This is a genomic window from Blautia wexlerae DSM 19850 (genome assembly GCF_025148125.1).
Classification (GTDB): domain Bacteria; phylum Bacillota; class Clostridia; order Lachnospirales; family Lachnospiraceae; genus Blautia_A; species Blautia_A wexlerae.
The window spans coordinates 1434508-1451101 of record NZ_CP102267.1 but is presented as its reverse complement, the minus strand read 5'-3'; the positions used below and the strand labels follow the sequence as shown (position 1 = coordinate 1451101).

General features: G+C 42.5%; 14 protein-coding genes. 4 read left to right on the top strand and 10 right to left on the bottom strand.

All coding sequences use genetic code 11. From position 1 onward, the window contains the following. Positions 1-40 precede the first annotated feature (40 nt). The 5 genes from argH to NQ550_RS06655 all read right to left on the bottom strand — a co-directional run bounded on the left by argH (position 41) and on the right by NQ550_RS06655 (position 4926). Positions 41-1420, bottom strand: coding sequence for an argininosuccinate lyase (gene argH, locus NQ550_RS06675; RefSeq protein ID WP_008707514.1), 1380 nt, complete (start codon positions 1418-1420; stop codon positions 41-43). A 160-nt stretch (positions 1421-1580) separates the two neighbouring features. Beyond that, positions 1581-2195: an epoxyqueuosine reductase QueH gene (locus NQ550_RS06670; protein WP_044996139.1), complete on the bottom strand. Its 615-nt coding sequence runs from the start codon at positions 2193-2195 to the stop codon at positions 1581-1583. 69 nt (positions 2196-2264) lie between these two features. Then, complete coding sequence (locus tag NQ550_RS06665) at positions 2265-3179, bottom strand: phosphatidylserine decarboxylase (protein WP_025577244.1); 915 nt, start codon at positions 3177-3179, stop codon at positions 2265-2267. Between the two features lie 83 nt (positions 3180-3262). Continuing rightward, complete coding sequence (locus NQ550_RS06660) at positions 3263-3883, bottom strand: CDP-alcohol phosphatidyltransferase family protein (protein ID WP_025577243.1); 621 nt, start codon at positions 3881-3883, stop codon at positions 3263-3265. Between the two features lie 11 nt (positions 3884-3894). Then, entirely contained in the window at positions 3895-4926 is a 1032-nt protein-coding gene (locus tag NQ550_RS06655) for a lysylphosphatidylglycerol synthase transmembrane domain-containing protein (protein ID WP_025577240.1), read from the bottom strand. Positions 4927-5189: 263 nt separating this feature from the next. Here NQ550_RS06655 and NQ550_RS06650 point away from each other — a divergent pair, with 263 nt between their 5' ends. Both NQ550_RS06650 and NQ550_RS06645 read left to right on the top strand, forming a co-directional pair. Next, entirely contained in the window at positions 5190-5957 is a 768-nt protein-coding gene (locus NQ550_RS06650; RefSeq protein ID WP_025577238.1) for an ABC transporter ATP-binding protein, read from the top strand. Further along, positions 5950-6741: an ABC transporter permease gene (locus tag NQ550_RS06645; RefSeq protein WP_020993690.1), complete on the top strand. Its 792-nt coding sequence runs from the start codon at positions 5950-5952 to the stop codon at positions 6739-6741. The genes NQ550_RS06650 and NQ550_RS06645 overlap by 8 nt, the downstream gene beginning before the upstream one ends. Positions 6742-6986: 245 nt before the next feature. Here NQ550_RS06645 and NQ550_RS06640 read toward each other — a convergent pair whose 3' ends face one another. Continuing rightward, positions 6987-8222: an O-acetylhomoserine aminocarboxypropyltransferase/cysteine synthase family protein gene (locus NQ550_RS06640; protein ID WP_025577236.1), complete on the bottom strand. Its 1236-nt coding sequence runs from the start codon at positions 8220-8222 to the stop codon at positions 6987-6989. A gap of 459 nt (positions 8223-8681) precedes the next feature. Here NQ550_RS06640 and NQ550_RS06635 point away from each other — a divergent pair, with 459 nt between their 5' ends. Continuing rightward, entirely contained in the window at positions 8682-10382 is a 1701-nt protein-coding gene (locus NQ550_RS06635; RefSeq protein WP_025577234.1) for a hypothetical protein, read from the top strand. Positions 10383-10405: 23 nt separating this feature from the next. On the opposite strand, the gene NQ550_RS06630 is transcribed toward NQ550_RS06635, so the two are convergent. The 4 genes from NQ550_RS06630 to NQ550_RS06615 form a co-directional block, all read right to left on the bottom strand. Then, positions 10406-11743 (bottom strand): MATE family efflux transporter, encoded by a 1338-nt coding sequence (locus NQ550_RS06630; protein ID WP_025577232.1) that lies wholly within the window; start codon positions 11741-11743, stop codon positions 10406-10408. A gap of 150 nt (positions 11744-11893) precedes the next feature. Then, positions 11894-12634, bottom strand: a complete 741-nt coding sequence (locus tag NQ550_RS06625) for a hypothetical protein (RefSeq protein WP_008707524.1) — start codon at positions 12632-12634, stop codon at positions 11894-11896. Positions 12635-12865: 231 nt separating this feature from the next. Continuing rightward, entirely contained in the window at positions 12866-13888 is a 1023-nt protein-coding gene (locus NQ550_RS06620) for an acyltransferase (RefSeq protein ID WP_025577229.1), read from the bottom strand. A gap of 149 nt (positions 13889-14037) precedes the next feature. Next, entirely contained in the window at positions 14038-14793 is a 756-nt protein-coding gene (locus tag NQ550_RS06615; protein ID WP_020993689.1) for a DUF3825 domain-containing protein, read from the bottom strand. Positions 14794-15206: 413 nt separating this feature from the next. Between NQ550_RS06615 and NQ550_RS06610 the strand changes: the two genes are divergently transcribed. Then, a complete protein-coding gene (locus NQ550_RS06610; RefSeq protein WP_008707529.1) occupies positions 15207-16388 on the top strand; it encodes a MerR family transcriptional regulator in 1182 nt (393 codons plus the stop codon). The last annotated feature ends 206 nt before the right edge of the window (positions 16389-16594 follow it).

Here is a 16594-nt window from a genome sequence, read left to right as displayed (position 1 = left end):
ACATACTATAACAAACCAAAATAAATTGCAAGCATTTTTTTTAATTTTCTTCCAGATATTTTTTGTTCTCAGCGATCACTTTCTCCATCACGTCAGGTCCCGGTGCACCGATGGTCATACGTTTTTCCACACAGGTTTTCATACTGATTGCTTCGTAAATATCGTTCTCGAATACCGGGCTGATGGCTTTATATTCTTCAAGAGGAAGTTCATCCAGAGAAATCCCTTTATCAATACAGGTAAGCACCAGACGGCCTACAATGCCGTGTGCATCGCGGAAAGGTACTCCATGATTTACCAGATAATCGGCTGCATCTGTAGCATTTGTAAAGCCATTCTTTGCACTTGCTTCCATATTCTGTTTGTTGAACTGCATAGTAGAGATCATGCCTGTAAAGAGGGCAAGACATCCTTTTACAGTGTCAATGGCATCAAATGTAAGTTCTTTGTCTTCCTGCATATCTTTGTTGTATGCAAGAGGGATTCCCTTCATGGTTGTAAGGATAGATGTTAATGCTCCGTATACACGACCTGTTTTTCCTCTTACAAGTTCTGCGATATCCGGGTTCTTTTTCTGAGGCATGATACTGCTGCCTGTGCTGTAGGCATCGTCTATCTCTACGAAGCGGTATTCATTGGAGTTCCACATAATGATTTCTTCGCAGAAACGGCTCATGTGCATCATAATTGTGGAGAATGCGGACAGAAGCTCAATCACATAGTCTCTGTCTGATACAGAGTCCATGCTGTTTCTGGTCGGGCCGTCGAAACCGAGAAGCTGTGCTGTATATTCTCTGTCAAGTGGGTAGGTGGTTCCTGCCAGTGCACCTGCACCCAGAGGGCAGGTGTTCATTCTCTTACGGATATCTGCAAGTCTGCTTCTGTCACGTACAAACATTTCAAAGTATGCACCTACGTGGTGAGCCAGTGTGACCGGCTGCGCTTTCTGGAGGTGTGTGAAGCCTGGCATGTATGTGTGGACATTCTCTTCCATGATCTTCTGAAGTGCTTCGAGAAGTTTCTTTACCAGTTCGTCTGTCTCGTCAATCTCATCTCTTACATAGAGTTTCATGTCAAGGGCTACCTGGTCGTTACGGCTTCTTCCTGTGTGAAGTTTCTTGCCTGCATCACCGATTCTGTCGATAAGGTTTGCTTCTACAAAGCTGTGGATATCTTCATATTCGGATGTGATCTCGAGTTTGCCGGATCTTACATCTGCAAGGATTCCGTCAAGACCTGCTTCGATCTGATCTTTTTCTTCTGCTGTCAGGATTCCCTGTCTGGCGAGCATTGCTACGTGTGCTTTGCTGCCTCTGATGTCCTGCTCATAGAATTTCTGGTCAAAAGAGATGGATGCATTGAAGTTATATACAAGTTTGTCTGTTTCTTTTGTGAAACGTCCGCCCCAAAGCTGTGCCATTGTGTTATTCCTCGTTTCTTCTTTATTTTTGGTATTATTGCTTTTACGTGTTAGTGTAACATATTTTTTCAGTATTGCAAAGTAGTTAGTTTGGAATCATTCAAAAGGTACGTGAAGAAAAAGAAGGTGTGTTGAGGCTTAGTTTCGGAACCCTGTAATTCTAAGGCATTCGGGAATAGACGCAACCGCAGTAGTTCTGACGGTAGAGGTCGTATTCGTGGGATAGTTCGATGGAACGTTTGTAGCCGTTTTTTTTCTTGAAGTCGGATGGGAGGTGTTGGACGTGGTAGATTTCTGCCAGTTCTTCACCGATTTCGTTGATCTTGGCTGCGTTTTTCAGAGGGCTGATGGAAAGGGTGGTGGTAAAATAGTCATAGCCGCCCTCTTCTGCCAGTTTTGCTGCTTCTTCCATGCGGAGACGGTAGCATTTGAAGCAGCGTTCGCCACCTTCGGGTACGTCTTCGAGGCCTTTTGCCATCTGGAAGAATTCCTGCGGGTCGTAGTGACCCTCTATCAGTTTGACAGGGTGTTCAAATTCCATGGAGTTTACAAGACGGGTAATTTCATGGACTCGTTTGCGATATTCTTCTTCCGGGTAGATGTTTGGGTTGTAGTAGAATACTGTGATGTTGAAATATTTCGACAGGTATTCCAGTACGTAACTGCTGCAGGGTGCACAGCAGCTGTGGAGAAACAGGCTTGGGATCTTGTTATCTTTTTGCGCCTGATCTATAAGTTTTTCCAGTTCTTTCTGATAGTTTCGTTTATTCAACAGTATTATTATATCCTTTCTGCATCTTCACAAATGCTTTTTATTATCTTTTAATAAAATGCGAATACCTGTTCAGGTATTCTCTATTGTGCCTTCGTAATGATTCTTTGTATTTTTTAACTTCCTGCACTCTCCTATTCGTTCGCCCATTTTTACGATAGTCTCATATCCCTCTTCTGTATTCTCGATCAGATCATAGTCAATACGGACTTTTCCCGGCTGGATGAGGAGGATTATTGTGGAACCTCCGAATTCGAAGTTGCCTTTTTCCTGGCCTTTCTTTACTGTGGCAGGATTTTTATGGAGATTTGTGATTTTTCCTACCATCATGGCGCCTACTTCCATCATGAGGATGGTTCCGAATTGTTTTGTTTTCAGCAGAGTGTATTCTCTGGCGTTTTCTTTGTAGATGGGATATACATCGTTTGCTGCAGGATTCACTGTGTGGAAAACGCCGGGCAGAGTTACATTCGCGGATTTTCTTCCATCTGCCACATAGCAGTAATGATGATAGTCATCTACTGTCAGTCTGAAAATCAACGCATAGCCGCCTGTGTATCTCTCAGCAATTGCCTTATTCTTCAGAAGCTGTCCTGCTGTATATTCTGTATCTTTGATGCTGAAACGTGAGTCTGAGCTGATCCTGTGTACGGAAAGTTTTCCGTCACAGGGGCTGATCAGGATGTTTTCGCGCATATCGATCGGGCGTTCTTCTTTTCGGATGCGCCTTATAAAGAAGTCATTCCATGAAGAGAAGTTCTGTTTTTCGTAAATGCTCAGGTCAATCTTGTTGTTTTTTACAAAATCCGGTACAAATCTGGCAGAAAGTCTGGTGTTAAGCAGGACTCCCGCTGCCTTTGACACGAAAGGTCTGATCAGGAGTTTCAGGCAGAGTCTGCCACCCCGGTCATTATATAAATGCCGTAGGAATTTATCCTGCTCATTCTCTTCAATCGTGATATTTCCTTTTCTGTCAATATACTTCATTCGTATCTTCCCTCCATAAAAGTATAACCGCAGCCTCCCCATTTCCCGGGAACCGCTGCGGCCAGTCAACAGTTATATTTATTTTATATCAAACGGAACATCTTCGCAAGTGCAAGTGCCACGACTGCAACCAGCAGGATACGTACCGGATTCTGAGGTTTTTTTACCTTGATATCCAGAATAAAAAGCAGTCCCACGATAATCACTGCAATATGTATCACGATCAGGAAATAGAGTCCGCAATATCTTCTCATCAGATAAAGGAACGGCAGGATGATCGCCATGGATGTGATCGGAAGCCCCTGATAATACTGTCTGTTCTCAGAAGTCTCATTCTGTCTCTTTGTTTCTGAAACATTAAAATATGCAAGGCGGATGACAGATGCCACACTGTAAAAAATAAGCGCCCCAATCCCCGCCGGTGTATTCACACCCAGACAGTAACAGATCATTACCGGAAAAATACCAAAGCAGACCACATCACATAAGGAATCGATCTGAATCCCGAAATTCTTCTCATCATCCGTACGGTTCTTCTTTGTTCTGGCTATCTTTCCGTCAAACATATCACACAGTCCGGAAAGTGCCAGACAGAAAATCGCAACCTTAAAATCCCCCTCCAGAGCCCTGCTAATTCCAAATACGGAAATTCCCAGGCTTATATAAGTCAATATTACCGTATAATCATAAATTCCTAAAAACATATTTTCTCCCCCTACTTTTCTTCTTGTTCTTTTCTTCCTATTATGAAATACGCCACGCAGGTCATCACTGCACTGATAAGCATCTGTGCATAATAGGAAATTCCTCTGCTGAGCAGCATTGCAGGAAGTAATGCTTCTCCGAAAACCGGTGCAAACATCACCAGATAAAGAGACTCACTGATTCCCATTCCTCCGGGTAAAGGCAGCATATCAACAGAGACAGATATGACAGACTGCAAAATCGTAAGGGTTATGATGGAATATCCATGAAATCCCAGCGAACGGTATACCCAGTATGTAACTGTAAATAACAAAATCCTCTGCGCCATAGTGATCAGTAACACTTTCAGGATCACCAGCTTGTGACTTGCCCAGAAAGCCGCAGTTTCATGATACTGATCCATAGACGCTTCCAGTTTCTCAAGCCGGGTTGCCTTTGGCTTAAGGAAACGGAAATGTTCAATAAGTTTCAGTCCTTTTACCATAATCCACTTCGCCAATCCAGGGGCAAATACAAGGATCATCATGAAAGTAACACAGAAAATATTCAGGCCTACGCCCAAGTAAAACACCCACATGTACTGACCAAGATATCCTTCCAGAAAGCCTCTGCCAAAAATCCAGATTACAATTCCGATCACTACCAGAACCGCTTTATAAGTAATCGTGACAATCATCAGGACCAGCGTAGTGACAGGAATCGGAAGTTTGTCCTTTTTCATAAAATAAATCTGCATTGGCTGTCCGCCGGATGCAGACGGTGTGATACAGCTGAAAAAGAATCCCACAAAAGAATACAGAGCACAATGCCCCATCTTTACTTTTGCTCCGAGAGTCCGCATCATATAGAAGATAATTACAGACTCGCCAAGTATGAACAGTACCACACAAACCACGCTGATCAGTAAGTAAACCGGATCTGCCTGCCGTACTGTATGAATAATCTCTCCCAGATCCTCTCCCTTAAATACCATATATACGGTAATGGAAAATATAAGGATCAGAAAAATGGTGTTAAATATTGCTTTCTTTTTGTTTCTCATTTGCTTACACTTTCTTATACAGTTTTTTACAGCATTCGTCTGATTTCTATACCCGATTCATGCATGTCGCAGTGTCTGATATATGTATATTTCTGATATGAAACACATAGTAAACAGTAACGTATTCCTTACAGAACATTTGCCCTCAAATACTATAGCAGCAAAAATACTATAGTTCATCTATTATATCATACCCTGACATTTCTGCATATCATAAATTATGAAAATATTCGTTACTATTCACCGAATATGGAGGTATCTGTATGAAACCACTGCTGGATATTACAGATGTCAGTCTCTCCTACCACAGTTTATCAGGGGAAACCCCTGCCCTTTCTCATATATCCTTTCAACTGATGCCAGGTGAATTTCTCGCCATCGTCGGGCCGTCAGGCTGTGGAAAGTCCACGCTGCTGAATCTGATCTGTGGTCTGCTCCGGCCGGAACAGGGACAGATTCTTCTGGACGGCACGCCGGTAACTTCCGGTGACTGCCGTATCGGATATATGCTGCAAAAGGATCATCTGCTGGAGTGGCGGACAATTTATAAAAATGTTCTTCTCGGACTGGAAATCCGCAGGGAACTCACTGCCGAAAAACTTGCTTATGTAAATCAGCTTCTCTCAGATTACGGTTTGGACAAATTCCGCTCTGCACATCCGTCCGAATTGTCCGGAGGAATGCGCCAGAGAGCTGCACTGATCCGTACTCTGGCATTAAAGCCGGAACTTCTTCTGCTGGATGAACCGTTCTCTGCACTCGACTCTCAAACCAGACTCAGCGTAAGTGATGATATCGGCAAAATCCTGCGTCAGGAAAAAAAGACTGCAATTCTTGTCACCCATGATATTTCAGAAGCGATCAGCATGGCAGACCGGGTTATCATTCTTTCTCCAAGGCCTGCCATTATTCGTAAGATTGTGCCAATTTGTTTTGATCTGGAGAACCGTACTCCTATGGCTTCCAGAAATGCGCCTGAATTTAAATCTTATTTCAATCTTATCTGGAAGGAGCTAAATCATGATGTCTGAAATCTCATATCATCAGCAACAGTATATCCGACATCAGAAAAGAGAAAAGAAACTTGTTCTTTTTTTGCGGATATTTATTCTTCTTTTCTTTCTGGTGTTGTGGGAAATCTCCGCCAGGACCGGGCTGATCGATTCTTTTATCTTCAGCAGTCCGGTAATGATCTGGCACAGCTTCTGCAGTATGTGCAGAGACGGCTCTATTTTTCCCCATCTCTCTGTTACAATTACGGAAACACTGGTCAGTTTTCTGTTCGTTGTTGTTCTGGGTGCAGGGATGGCAGTTCTGCTGTGGACCTGTCCCAGACTTGCGAAGATCACAGAGCCTTATCTCGTAGTACTGAACAGCCTTCCGAAATCTGCTCTGGCACCTTTGCTTATTGTATGGCTTGGTGCCAACGAACGGACGATTATTGTCTGCGGTATGTCGGTTGCTATCTTTGGTTCGATTTTGAATCTGTATACAGGTTTTGGCGAAGCTGACCCGGAAAAACTGAAGCTGATTGAGACGCTGGGCGGTGGGAAGAAAGAAAAGCTTATGAAGATTATTCTTCCGTCTTCTGTGCCGTTACTGCTCAGTGTTATGAAAGTTAATATTGGTCTGTGTCTGGTTGGTGTTATCATAGGCGAATTTATCGGTGCCAGAAAAGGGCTTGGCTACCTGATCATCTATTCCAGCCAGACCTTTAAGCTTACCTGGGTACTGATGTCCATTATCATTCTGTGCATCATCGCTATTATCCTGTACGGACTCCTCGGACTGATTGAAAAACGCGCACGCAGATAGTTGTTAATTTTTAACCGCTATTTTTTATAACGAAACGGTTTCGGAAACAGATTCAATATCTGAAAAAATTTTGCTGCAAAAAGAAGCCCGGAAGATCATCGAGTTCCACTTAACTGGACACTCCTGAACTTCCGGGGCTTCTCTTGTCTCTGACTGTCTGTCAGTTATTCTGTTTTTAAACCAGCGCCTCTGTCCGGTTACTATCATGTTCCGACCAAAGCGCCTGATAATGTGTATATTATGAATTATTCTTCTCCAAGGCTCTCCACTGCCTCTGTGAAATCCTGTATCAAATCTTTTATATCTTCGATACCCACACTGATACGGATTGTGTCGTCGTACACTCCAGCCTCTTCCATTGCCTCCGGCGTACTGTGGATATAAATTGTAGACGCCGGATGAATCACCAGAGTTCTCACATCACCAATATTGGTTGCAATCTTTACATATTTCAGATGATTGATCAGCTTATATGCCCGTTCTTTGGAACCTGCACGGATAGTCAGAATCGCTCCACCCTTTCCACTAAGCTGTTTTTCTGCCAGTTCATGATATGGACTGGACTCCAGCAGCGGATAGTTGACAGATACACCTTCCAGCTTCTCCAGTGCCTGGGCAAGCCGGAAAGCGTTATTACAGACCCGCTCCATACGAAGACCAAGTGTCTCCATTCCGATAATATTCAGATAAGCGTTCATCGGAGCCAGACAGCCGCCCATGTTTCGCCAGATTCCGTTTCTCAGTTTCACAAGATAAGCAAACTTTCCGTATTTCTTATATTCCTTCATTCCCGGATAACGTTCCGGACTCCAGGAAAAGTTTCCGCTGTCAATGATAATTCCACTGATGGCATCTCCACTTCCATTTATATATTTAGAAGTAGAATGCACCACTACATCCGCACCGTACTGAATCGGATTAAGCAGATAAGGAGTCGAAGTTGTGCTGTCTACGATCAGCGGCACTCCTTTTCCATGAAGAAAATCTGCTGTTTCCCGGACATCCATTACATTCAGTGCTGGATTTCCTACTATTTCGCCAAACACTGCTCTGGTCTTATCTGTAAGAAACGGCTCGATCAGCGCCTTCTCTACCCTCGGTATAAAATGTACTTTGATTCCGAATGCCTCCAGATCATGAAGCAGATCCAGTGTACCTCCGAACAATGCACTTCCTGCGATTACCTCATCCCCTGCCTGCAGGATATTAAGTAATGATAATGTAACCGCTGACATTCCGGAGGAACAGGCTACACCTCCAATCCCGCCTTCTAATTCATTTACTCTTCGCTCAAACGCATCTACTGTCGGATTCGCAATCCTGGTATATGCAAATCCCGGTGCCCGATTCTGGAATACTTTTTCCAACTGTTCTGAAGATTCATATGCAAAAGCATTTGCCAGGCTGATAGGCGGCACTGTTGAACCATTCGCATAATTGTCTACTGCTTTTCCGTGTAATAATTTAGTCTGAAATTCCATGAGCATATTCCCCTTGTAAAATATAATAATCTCCGGACTAACGGTATGTTTTCTGTGATATATCGTTTCCCTGTTTTTAGCAATTTCATAGTGTTTCGATATGAATAGTAGTATATATTTTTCACATAAATCTGTCAATAAATTTTCTTATATCAATTATTTATATACACATATAGTTTTTTTCTATATTTTGTTATTTTTCTATAGAAATAATTTAGTCTAAAATCAACATCTTTTTCCATATTGTCGAAAAAACATAGCTTTTTCTATCTTTATCTGGTAAAATTGATATATAGCAATCCTCTAAAATAATGCATCTTAATATAGAGCGTATTTGAAAAATCATTTACAAGGACTGCTATAGATTATTATTTCAGTCAAACGACATATCTGAAAATGAATGTCCTGAAATGTAATTCCACTACATAAGATTCATAACAGAACAGAAGGAGGCCCTTTATGAAAACAAGGAAAAAATGGTTAAGAAAAACAACCGCTATCTGTACTGCAGCACTTCTTGGTACTGCTGCAATTCCATCTACAGCATTTGCAGCAGACAGTTACGCTTCCATTGAAAAAGATGCATGGGCAAAAAAGGTCACAGAAATGGCATCTTCTTACGCTACATCTATAGAGGAAAGCCAGTCTCTGATGTCAGGAATGCAGAGTGACATGATTCTGAAATTTGAAGATTCCGGACGCTCACTGCTGGGGTTTGTCGCACCATTTGATGTCTCCTGGCTGGACAATATCACACTTTCCAATGATATTTCTTTTACAGAAGGAAAAGAAGGTATTCTGATGAAGGTCCTTCTTAATGATAATGAAATCTGTACTCTGGAATATTATCTTGATCCGGACAGCCAGGATATTTATATGCGCATCCCTGAACTCTCTGATAAATATTTCAAGACCAATCTGAAAGAAGCCGCAGACCAGCAGGCTGCCAATATTGAAAATGATCTTGAAGAATTAACCCCTGATGATTCAGATGCAGATATTCCGACAGACAATTTCGCTTCCGCTTACTCTGACAGTCTCAGCCTGACTGTTTCCATGATGTCTGATCTGTCAGCAGCAGCTCCAGAAGCTTCTGTAGTAGAAACACTTCTGGATAAATACGGATCTATGCTTTTTGACAATGTAACAGAAGGCGAAAGCAGTCAGGAAACTCTGACAGCAGGTGATATCAGTCAGGACTGTACAGTATATGAAGGCCAGATTTCAGCCGAAGACGCTGTAAAAACTGCAACTGCAATCCTGGAAGAAGCAAAATCAGACAGTGATATTGAGAACATCCTCGATACCTGGACAGAGAAACTCTCAAGTAACGAGGACCTGCACGAAAGCTTTACCAAAGCTGTAGAAGACGGTCTTGATTTTCTGAAAGATGCAGATACCGGTGATTCCGATGATTCTCATCTCAACACCAGAATCTGGGTTGATGAGACCGGCAGAATTGCAGGACGTAAAATTGAGTTTCAGGAAGGTGATAAAATAACTCCTGTTCTGAACTGGCAGATGACCAGGGACGGCTCAGACTTTGGCTATCTTCTCTCCATTGAAACAGATGATTCCGGCACACTCTCCCTGTCCGGATCCGGTCAGATTAATGGCGGTAAATTAAACGGAACCTATAAAATTTCTCAGGATGATACAGCCGCAGCTGTTATCGAAGTTAAAGACTACGACACCGAATCTGCAAAAGAAGGTTACTTAAACGGTAACTATACTATCACCTTCCCTGCTGATTCTTCAGAAGATACAGATTCTTCTCTTTCCATGCTCGAGAACTTTGCACTTGTATTAGATTTAAATTCAGCAAAAGATTCCGGTTCTGTTGCACTGTCCGTTGAAAGTGCAGGCAGTACTCTCGGAAGCTTCACTGTTACTTCCGGTACAGGCGAATCTGTTAAAATTCCGGATCTTACGGCTCTGGGCGATGTTTATGACGTAACCAATGAAGATGATATGAGTGCCTACGCAGCTACACTCGACCCCACTACACTTATGGACAACCTGTCCAATGCAGGCGTTCCGGACGAAGTCATCACTTATATTCTCAGCGGCATAGGCAATTCCGATGCCGAAGACGTTACTGACGAAAATGCCGCAGAGGCAGAGTCTGATGCTGATGCTGCCGAAGCAGGCGCAGCCTGACTTAGCAGCTTTATCACTATCGTCTACTGCAGCAGACGGTTCCAGTAATACTTTATCCCGATACCTACTACCACTGCTGTTATAAATTCACAGATCCAGAACGCATTCCACACAGCATCTGCCCCGGCAAAATAGCACAGCAGATAAGCTGCCGGAATGATCACTATAATATATCTTAATAACGAAATCACCAGGGACTGAGCACCTTTGCTCAGTCCTTCTAATGCACCGGAAGCTGTAACAGAGATGGCAGATGGGATAAACCCGATACTGATAATCTGTAATGCTGCAGTGCCAAATCTTACAGTTTCCGGGTTCTCAGTAAACATTCCCATCAATGTCTCTGATGCTGTAAAGCAGATGATCGTTCCTGCCAGCATGATCATACCATTCAGAAGCACAGAAATCCCAAAAAGTTTCTTTACCCTCTTTATTTCTCCTGCTCCGTAATTATATCCTATCAACGGGCGCATTCCCTGGACAATGCCGCTTGCAGGCAGATACAAAAAAGTCTGAAGCTTATAATAGATTCCCAGAACCACTACATAGCTTCCGGAAAAAGCCGATAATATCTGATTCAGGAAAGAGATCAGAACTGACGGCAGGGCAATATTCAGGATTGCGGGAATCCCTACCATATACAGCTTCCCGTCCAGGTTCCTGTTAAGTTCCAGATATTTCCTGCTGATCTCCACCGGAATACTACACTTCTTATATGCGATCAGATATACAATAACTGTAAATACCTGGCCAAGACCAGTTGCCAGTGCTGCACCTCTGATCCCCATTTCCGGAAAAATCCCCACTCCGAAAATCAGCAGCGGATCCAGGATAATATTGGAAATACAACCGATCATCAGGCTGATCATTGTCAGTTTCATTCTGCCCACAGCCTGAAAAATCTTTTCGAAGGACAGGCTGATCATGATCACTGTGGAAAATGCAAATGCAATGGTTGAATACTGCACACCAGATGAGATCACTTCCTGCTCTTTTGTAAACATACTGAGAAATACAGGCATAAACGGAATACAGATTACTGTAAAAATAATTCCATGGATAATATTAAAGAGCATACCATGGGTAGCTGCTATATTCGCATTTTTAATATTTTTTGCTCCCAGTTGAAAAGAAATCTGTGCATTGATTCCCACACCGAAACCAATGGCAACTGCATTAATAAAGTTCTGTACAGGAAATACCAGAGACAGAGCTGTCATCGCCTGCTCACTGATCTTTGCCACAAAAAAGCTGTCTACGATGTTGTACAGTGAATTCACCAGCATAGACAGTACCATAGGCATTGCCATAGATGCCAGAAGCGGCAGAATCGGTTTTTTCTTCATAAAAGTATTGTTCATTCTTTTTTCCTTTCTCTGTTTCATTGCAACAAAAAACGCCACACAATTATCTCTACATTGCTGTATGATAATCGTGCGGCGAAAAGAGTTCATGTTTGTCACAAGACTGAAAAATCCACACCAGTTTTGGTGTGATAAACATATCACAATTTATTTCCTGCTGTCAAGACTTTTTATCCATTTTACTGCGTTCTCCTGATTCGGTGCTGAATACGGCACTGCAATGCATACAGGATCGTAGATTACACCTAATTCCTGTTCAAGCTCACTGTCAGTAATGGAAATGTGCGTAGTATCTGTCTGCATTCCAAACTTCTCAAAAGCTTCCTCACCCATCAATTCCTTCAAATCTGCAAATGGCTCATTCTTCTTCAAAGTCTGATAAAGCTTCTCCGGCATAACCATAATATCAATGGAACCTGCCTGGATCTGTGCCACATAAGCCATCTGTGCATTATAATCAAATTCTGCCATTTCAGAGTCCGTAGTAAGATTCACGCCTATCTCTACTTTGCTATAGGGATCATCTTTGTACCCAAGTGTTTCTTTGATTTTCTGCTCAGGAGTTTCCGTATCATTTGCCATTGAATTTACCACTGTCATGGACAGAACTGTTTTTATTTTGGACTGTTCATAGTAATCCTTTATTCCGAATATAAGAGCAATCACTGCGATCACTCCGAAAATAGCCGGTTTATAATACATCCAGATATATTCCAGCTTTTTCTTTGGCCCCATTCCCTTTAATTTTTCTTTCTCAATCAGACGTCTTTCCTTCTTTGACAAATCCGATTCATTCTTAATCTCCGGATTCAGCACGCTTTCATCGTGCTCTTCTGCCTGTTCTGCTCTGTTCTTACTCTGGTTCTTGTCCTGATTTTTATCTGCCATTCTCTCTCCTTTGTATTTTCTGCATAATGGTTTTCGGTAACTGTTCAGCAGTCCGCCATTCTGCGAAACACCGGACGGTTACGTTCATAAGATTTACTGATTACTATATCACATTTTCCATTATGTGAACAGTTATAATTCCCGCGGTTCCTGAAGATAACGTTACTATGTTACTGTTCATTCCATTCTCAGTAACGCAGCCAAAATTCATTCCGGATTTTCATACCCTGACTATACATGATCATTCTGCAAAATATTTTGCCTTGCATACGCAGAGACCGCAGATATGCCAGAAACTGTCACCACTGTCAGCATATATACCAAAACCGGACGCAGCCAAAAATAAATCTGACAGTTGCTGACTCCCAGACCTTCTGAACATTTTTTCAGAAGGTCTGACATCGCCGGATGAAGAAGATAGATCAGGAACGCATATTTTCTTCCGGTTTCCACCAGTACAGAGGGAAAATTTATTTCCCTTCCATATAAAATAAGCCACAGAAACAGACAGATCACTGCAACACAATTTCCTGTGTAAATTTCTCCAGCCCCCCGGAAAGCATATTCCATCATGCTGAGTGCCACACCGAAACTCATCCCTGCTTTCAATCCCCATTGCATCCATTGCTCCAGACGTTTGCATACTATCTTATCCTGATATTCATGGATCATCTGACCTGTAAGGAAAAAGCTCATTCCTGTAAACAGAAAGTTTCTGTATTCCATAGTGTGATAAAATCTGTCAAAAAAGACACAAAACTCCGCTCTCCATAAAAGTATTGCCAGCAATACAGGTGCCATACAATATGCAGCCTTACGCATTCTCCATTTTTCAATCAGGAGAGCAAGCAGATAACAGTAAATTAATGCAGGAAGAAACCATAAATGTGCTCTTACCGGAGAAGTACTGTTGTACACGAAAAATTCCTTCAGATGCTCTGTACTCACAAGCCCTTTTATCCATGTCCATACTCTCTCCCCATTCCAGGCTTTCATAAAACATTCCCAGATAAAATAAAACACAACTGAAACTGCAAAAAGCTTCATGATATGCAGGATTTTAGACAATATTCTTTTTGAGGCATTGCAATTTTGATAATAACAGAAATACCCGGATACCATAAAGAAAAACGGCACCGCACATCTTGCCAGTACTTTTACAAGCTGCCCGGCCTGTCCCGGAAAGCTTACATGGATGCATACCACCAGGCACGCAGCAATGGCCTTTACAGCATCCAGACTTTTATTTCGCATTTGATTTCTCACCCACCTTTTTCTGTTGTTTCATCTATAGCAGCAGAATAATCCGTAAAAATATCTAACCTGACATCATTTCAGTCAGACAGATAAAATCATCCGCTTCGCTGCTATAATATATCAAAGCGAACCACACATGTCAAACCTCAGGCAGATACAGAAGTCATCAGCCAGCTTCGGTCCACCCTTGCAAGGAGCCTGGCATTATGATAGGCCATTCTGAGAGTCAGGCAGGTACGCCCCAGATATTTGCTTCCGTCCGAAGTTTTCATACACGCCAGTGCAAGGTCGGGTTTTCCCGGATGACGGAGACAGATTGGGAGCAGCAGCTGGATTGAGTGATTATAATACTGTGGAATTGCCGTCCTGTAATCTGCCTCAAGCATTCTTTTTGTCTGTTTCAGCGCGCCGTCAAACAACTGCATTTTCATGCTGCTGTCACGTACTTCCTTTGGAAGACGGGCAGCATTTTCCTCATCCCCGAAAATATGCTCGTACTGTGGGATTACCGGAAGTTTTGTATCAAACACAAGATCTGACGGATTTTCCACATAGCATGCCTTTTCCGGCAGACAGGTGATTCCTTCTTTTAACAAATAGTATTCTGTATAAAAGCCATCCAGAAACCAGGGCTGCCTGTCCGGGACCAGATTGGGAATAAAATACGCATATATCGGCTGATAATAGTAATTAAAGAGTCCTGTATTAAATATGGCATAATTCTTTTTCTCCCACACCTTCTGTTCTTCATAAAGGCGTTTAAATGTATGTTCCAGGTATCCTTTCAGAATTCCGTTATCATCTGTATCCGAAAAGCTCCACTTCTCCGGCACCATCCTTGCCAGATTCTGAATCTGCCGATTATAGTCTCCGCAATAAGTAAAATCAAATAAATTAATCATCAGGCTCCTCCTGTCCCTGCACCTTTCATATTGTCATTACTGTTCTCTCTTAATATTTATTGTATTTTGGAAAAAATATGGCAGAACTGCCAGATTATGATTTGTATGAAAATCAGTTTTGATTGTTATTATTTAACATACCATAATTTCTGTCAAAAGACAAGGATTAGCATCCTCCAAAAAATGTCAAAAATCACCATCTGACTTACAATTCAAAAGTTACTGTTCACACACCTCGCGGGATAGTGGTACATTCAGACAGTATATGATCCATCCGGTAATACCTGATGCTTGTAGCCTGCCGGTCAGCTGTGTTATACTCTACACATATCAGCAATACGCAAATGCAGGCTGAACAACTGTTTCTATCCGCATTTGCGGGCAAGACTATTTTTCTTAAAGAAGGTTTTACAATGAAAAAAGACGGCTACTACTCTTCCGGAGAATTTGCACGGATGGCACATGTAACACTCCGCACTATCCGCTATTATGACAAACAGAATATCCTCAAACCCTCCTATGTAACAGAATCCGGCGCACGTTTTTATACAGATGAGGATTTTGCAAGACTTTCCCAGATCCTGCTTCTGAAATATCTGGGTTTCTCCCTGGATGACATACGGGAAATGACCATTGACGACTCAGATTATCATTTTATGGAAAATTCCCTGAACATCCAGCTAAAGCTGGTACGTGACCGTATCGAACAAATGCAGCTGGTGGAAAAGGCAATCCAGGATACCACAGATGCGATCCGCTCCCATCATGCCATAGACTGGAATCAGATGCTTGACCTGATCCACCTGACAGGCATGGAGAAAAGCATGAAAAATCAATACCAGAACGCCTCCAACATTTCCTCACGCATTAATCTGCACAGCCTTTATTCCCAGAATAAACAGGGATGGTTTCCATGGGTTTATGAGCAGTGCCAGATTCATCCGGGGATGCGTATCCTTGAACTTGGATGCGGCGACGGTGTTCTGTGGACACAGAATATTTCCAGCCTCCCCGGTAAAGTTTCCGTTACACTTTCTGACCTTTCATCCGGAATGCTTCGTGATGCCAGACGTGCTATCGGACGCAAAGACAGTCGTTTTTCCTTCGAGGCATTTGACTGTGCAAGAATTCCTCATGAAGACAGAAGCTTTGATCTGGTCATTGCAAACCATGTGCTTTTTTACTGTGAAGATATCTCAGCTGTATGCAGCGAAATTCAACGTGTGCTCACTCCGGGCGGAAAACTGATCTGCAGTACCTATGGAAAAAAACACATGCAGGAAGTCAGCAGACTGGTCCGGGATTTTGACGACCGGATCGTTCTCTCCGCAGACAAACTCTATGAGCGTTTTGGCAGAGAAAACGGAGCAGATATCCTGGCACCGTATTTTTCCCGTATTTTCTGGGAAAGCTATAAGGACTCTCTTCTTGTCCCCGATGCAGAACCGCTGATTTCCTATATCCTCTCCTGCCATGGAAATCAGAATCAGTATCTTCTGGACAAATACAAAGATTTCCGGGGATTTGTATCGCGAAAGACAAAGGATGGGTTCTTTATTACCAAGGATGCCGGCATTTTTCTTTGTGAAAAATAACCAAAATTTAACTTTTTTGTAAAAAGTACTTGAAGGTGACCTAAGGTCACCTTTTATAATACAATCACCAGAGTCAGGATGATATCGTAACTCAGACTGACAATCAGAAACCCGTTGATCAGTACCGCAGTCGCCTGATATTTTGCTTATCATTTACACAGATAACTGACAGAATATCGCTCCGACCGCATACTGCCAAATAACAA

What these genes read in the sequence shown, in the direction of transcription:
- NQ550_RS06650 (WP_025577238.1), top strand. Translation starts at nt 5,190, where the DNA reads ATGAAACCACTGCTGGATATTACAGATGTCAGTCTCTCCTACCACAGT.
- NQ550_RS06655 (WP_025577240.1), bottom strand. Translation starts at nt 4,926, where the DNA reads ATGAGAAACAAAAAGAAAGCAATATTTAACACCATTTTTCTGATCCTT.
- NQ550_RS06615 (WP_020993689.1), bottom strand. Translation starts at nt 14,793, where the DNA reads ATGATTAATTTATTTGATTTTACTTATTGCGGAGACTATAATCGGCAG.
- NQ550_RS06630 (WP_025577232.1), bottom strand. Translation starts at nt 11,743, where the DNA reads ATGAACAATACTTTTATGAAGAAAAAACCGATTCTGCCGCTTCTGGCA.
- NQ550_RS06610 (WP_008707529.1), top strand. Translation starts at nt 15,207, where the DNA reads ATGAAAAAAGACGGCTACTACTCTTCCGGAGAATTTGCACGGATGGCA.
- NQ550_RS06635 (WP_025577234.1), top strand. Translation starts at nt 8,682, where the DNA reads ATGAAAACAAGGAAAAAATGGTTAAGAAAAACAACCGCTATCTGTACT.
- argH (WP_008707514.1), bottom strand. Translation starts at nt 1,420, where the DNA reads ATGGCACAGCTTTGGGGCGGACGTTTCACAAAAGAAACAGACAAACTT.
- NQ550_RS06625 (WP_008707524.1), bottom strand. Translation starts at nt 12,634, where the DNA reads ATGGCAGATAAAAATCAGGACAAGAACCAGAGTAAGAACAGAGCAGAA.
- NQ550_RS06665 (WP_025577244.1), bottom strand. Translation starts at nt 3,179, where the DNA reads ATGAAGTATATTGACAGAAAAGGAAATATCACGATTGAAGAGAATGAG.
- NQ550_RS06645 (WP_020993690.1), top strand. Translation starts at nt 5,950, where the DNA reads ATGTCTGAAATCTCATATCATCAGCAACAGTATATCCGACATCAGAAA.
- NQ550_RS06640 (WP_025577236.1), bottom strand. Translation starts at nt 8,222, where the DNA reads ATGGAATTTCAGACTAAATTATTACACGGAAAAGCAGTAGACAATTAT.
- NQ550_RS06620 (WP_025577229.1), bottom strand. Translation starts at nt 13,888, where the DNA reads ATGCGAAATAAAAGTCTGGATGCTGTAAAGGCCATTGCTGCGTGCCTG.
- NQ550_RS06660 (WP_025577243.1), bottom strand. Translation starts at nt 3,883, where the DNA reads ATGTTTTTAGGAATTTATGATTATACGGTAATATTGACTTATATAAGC.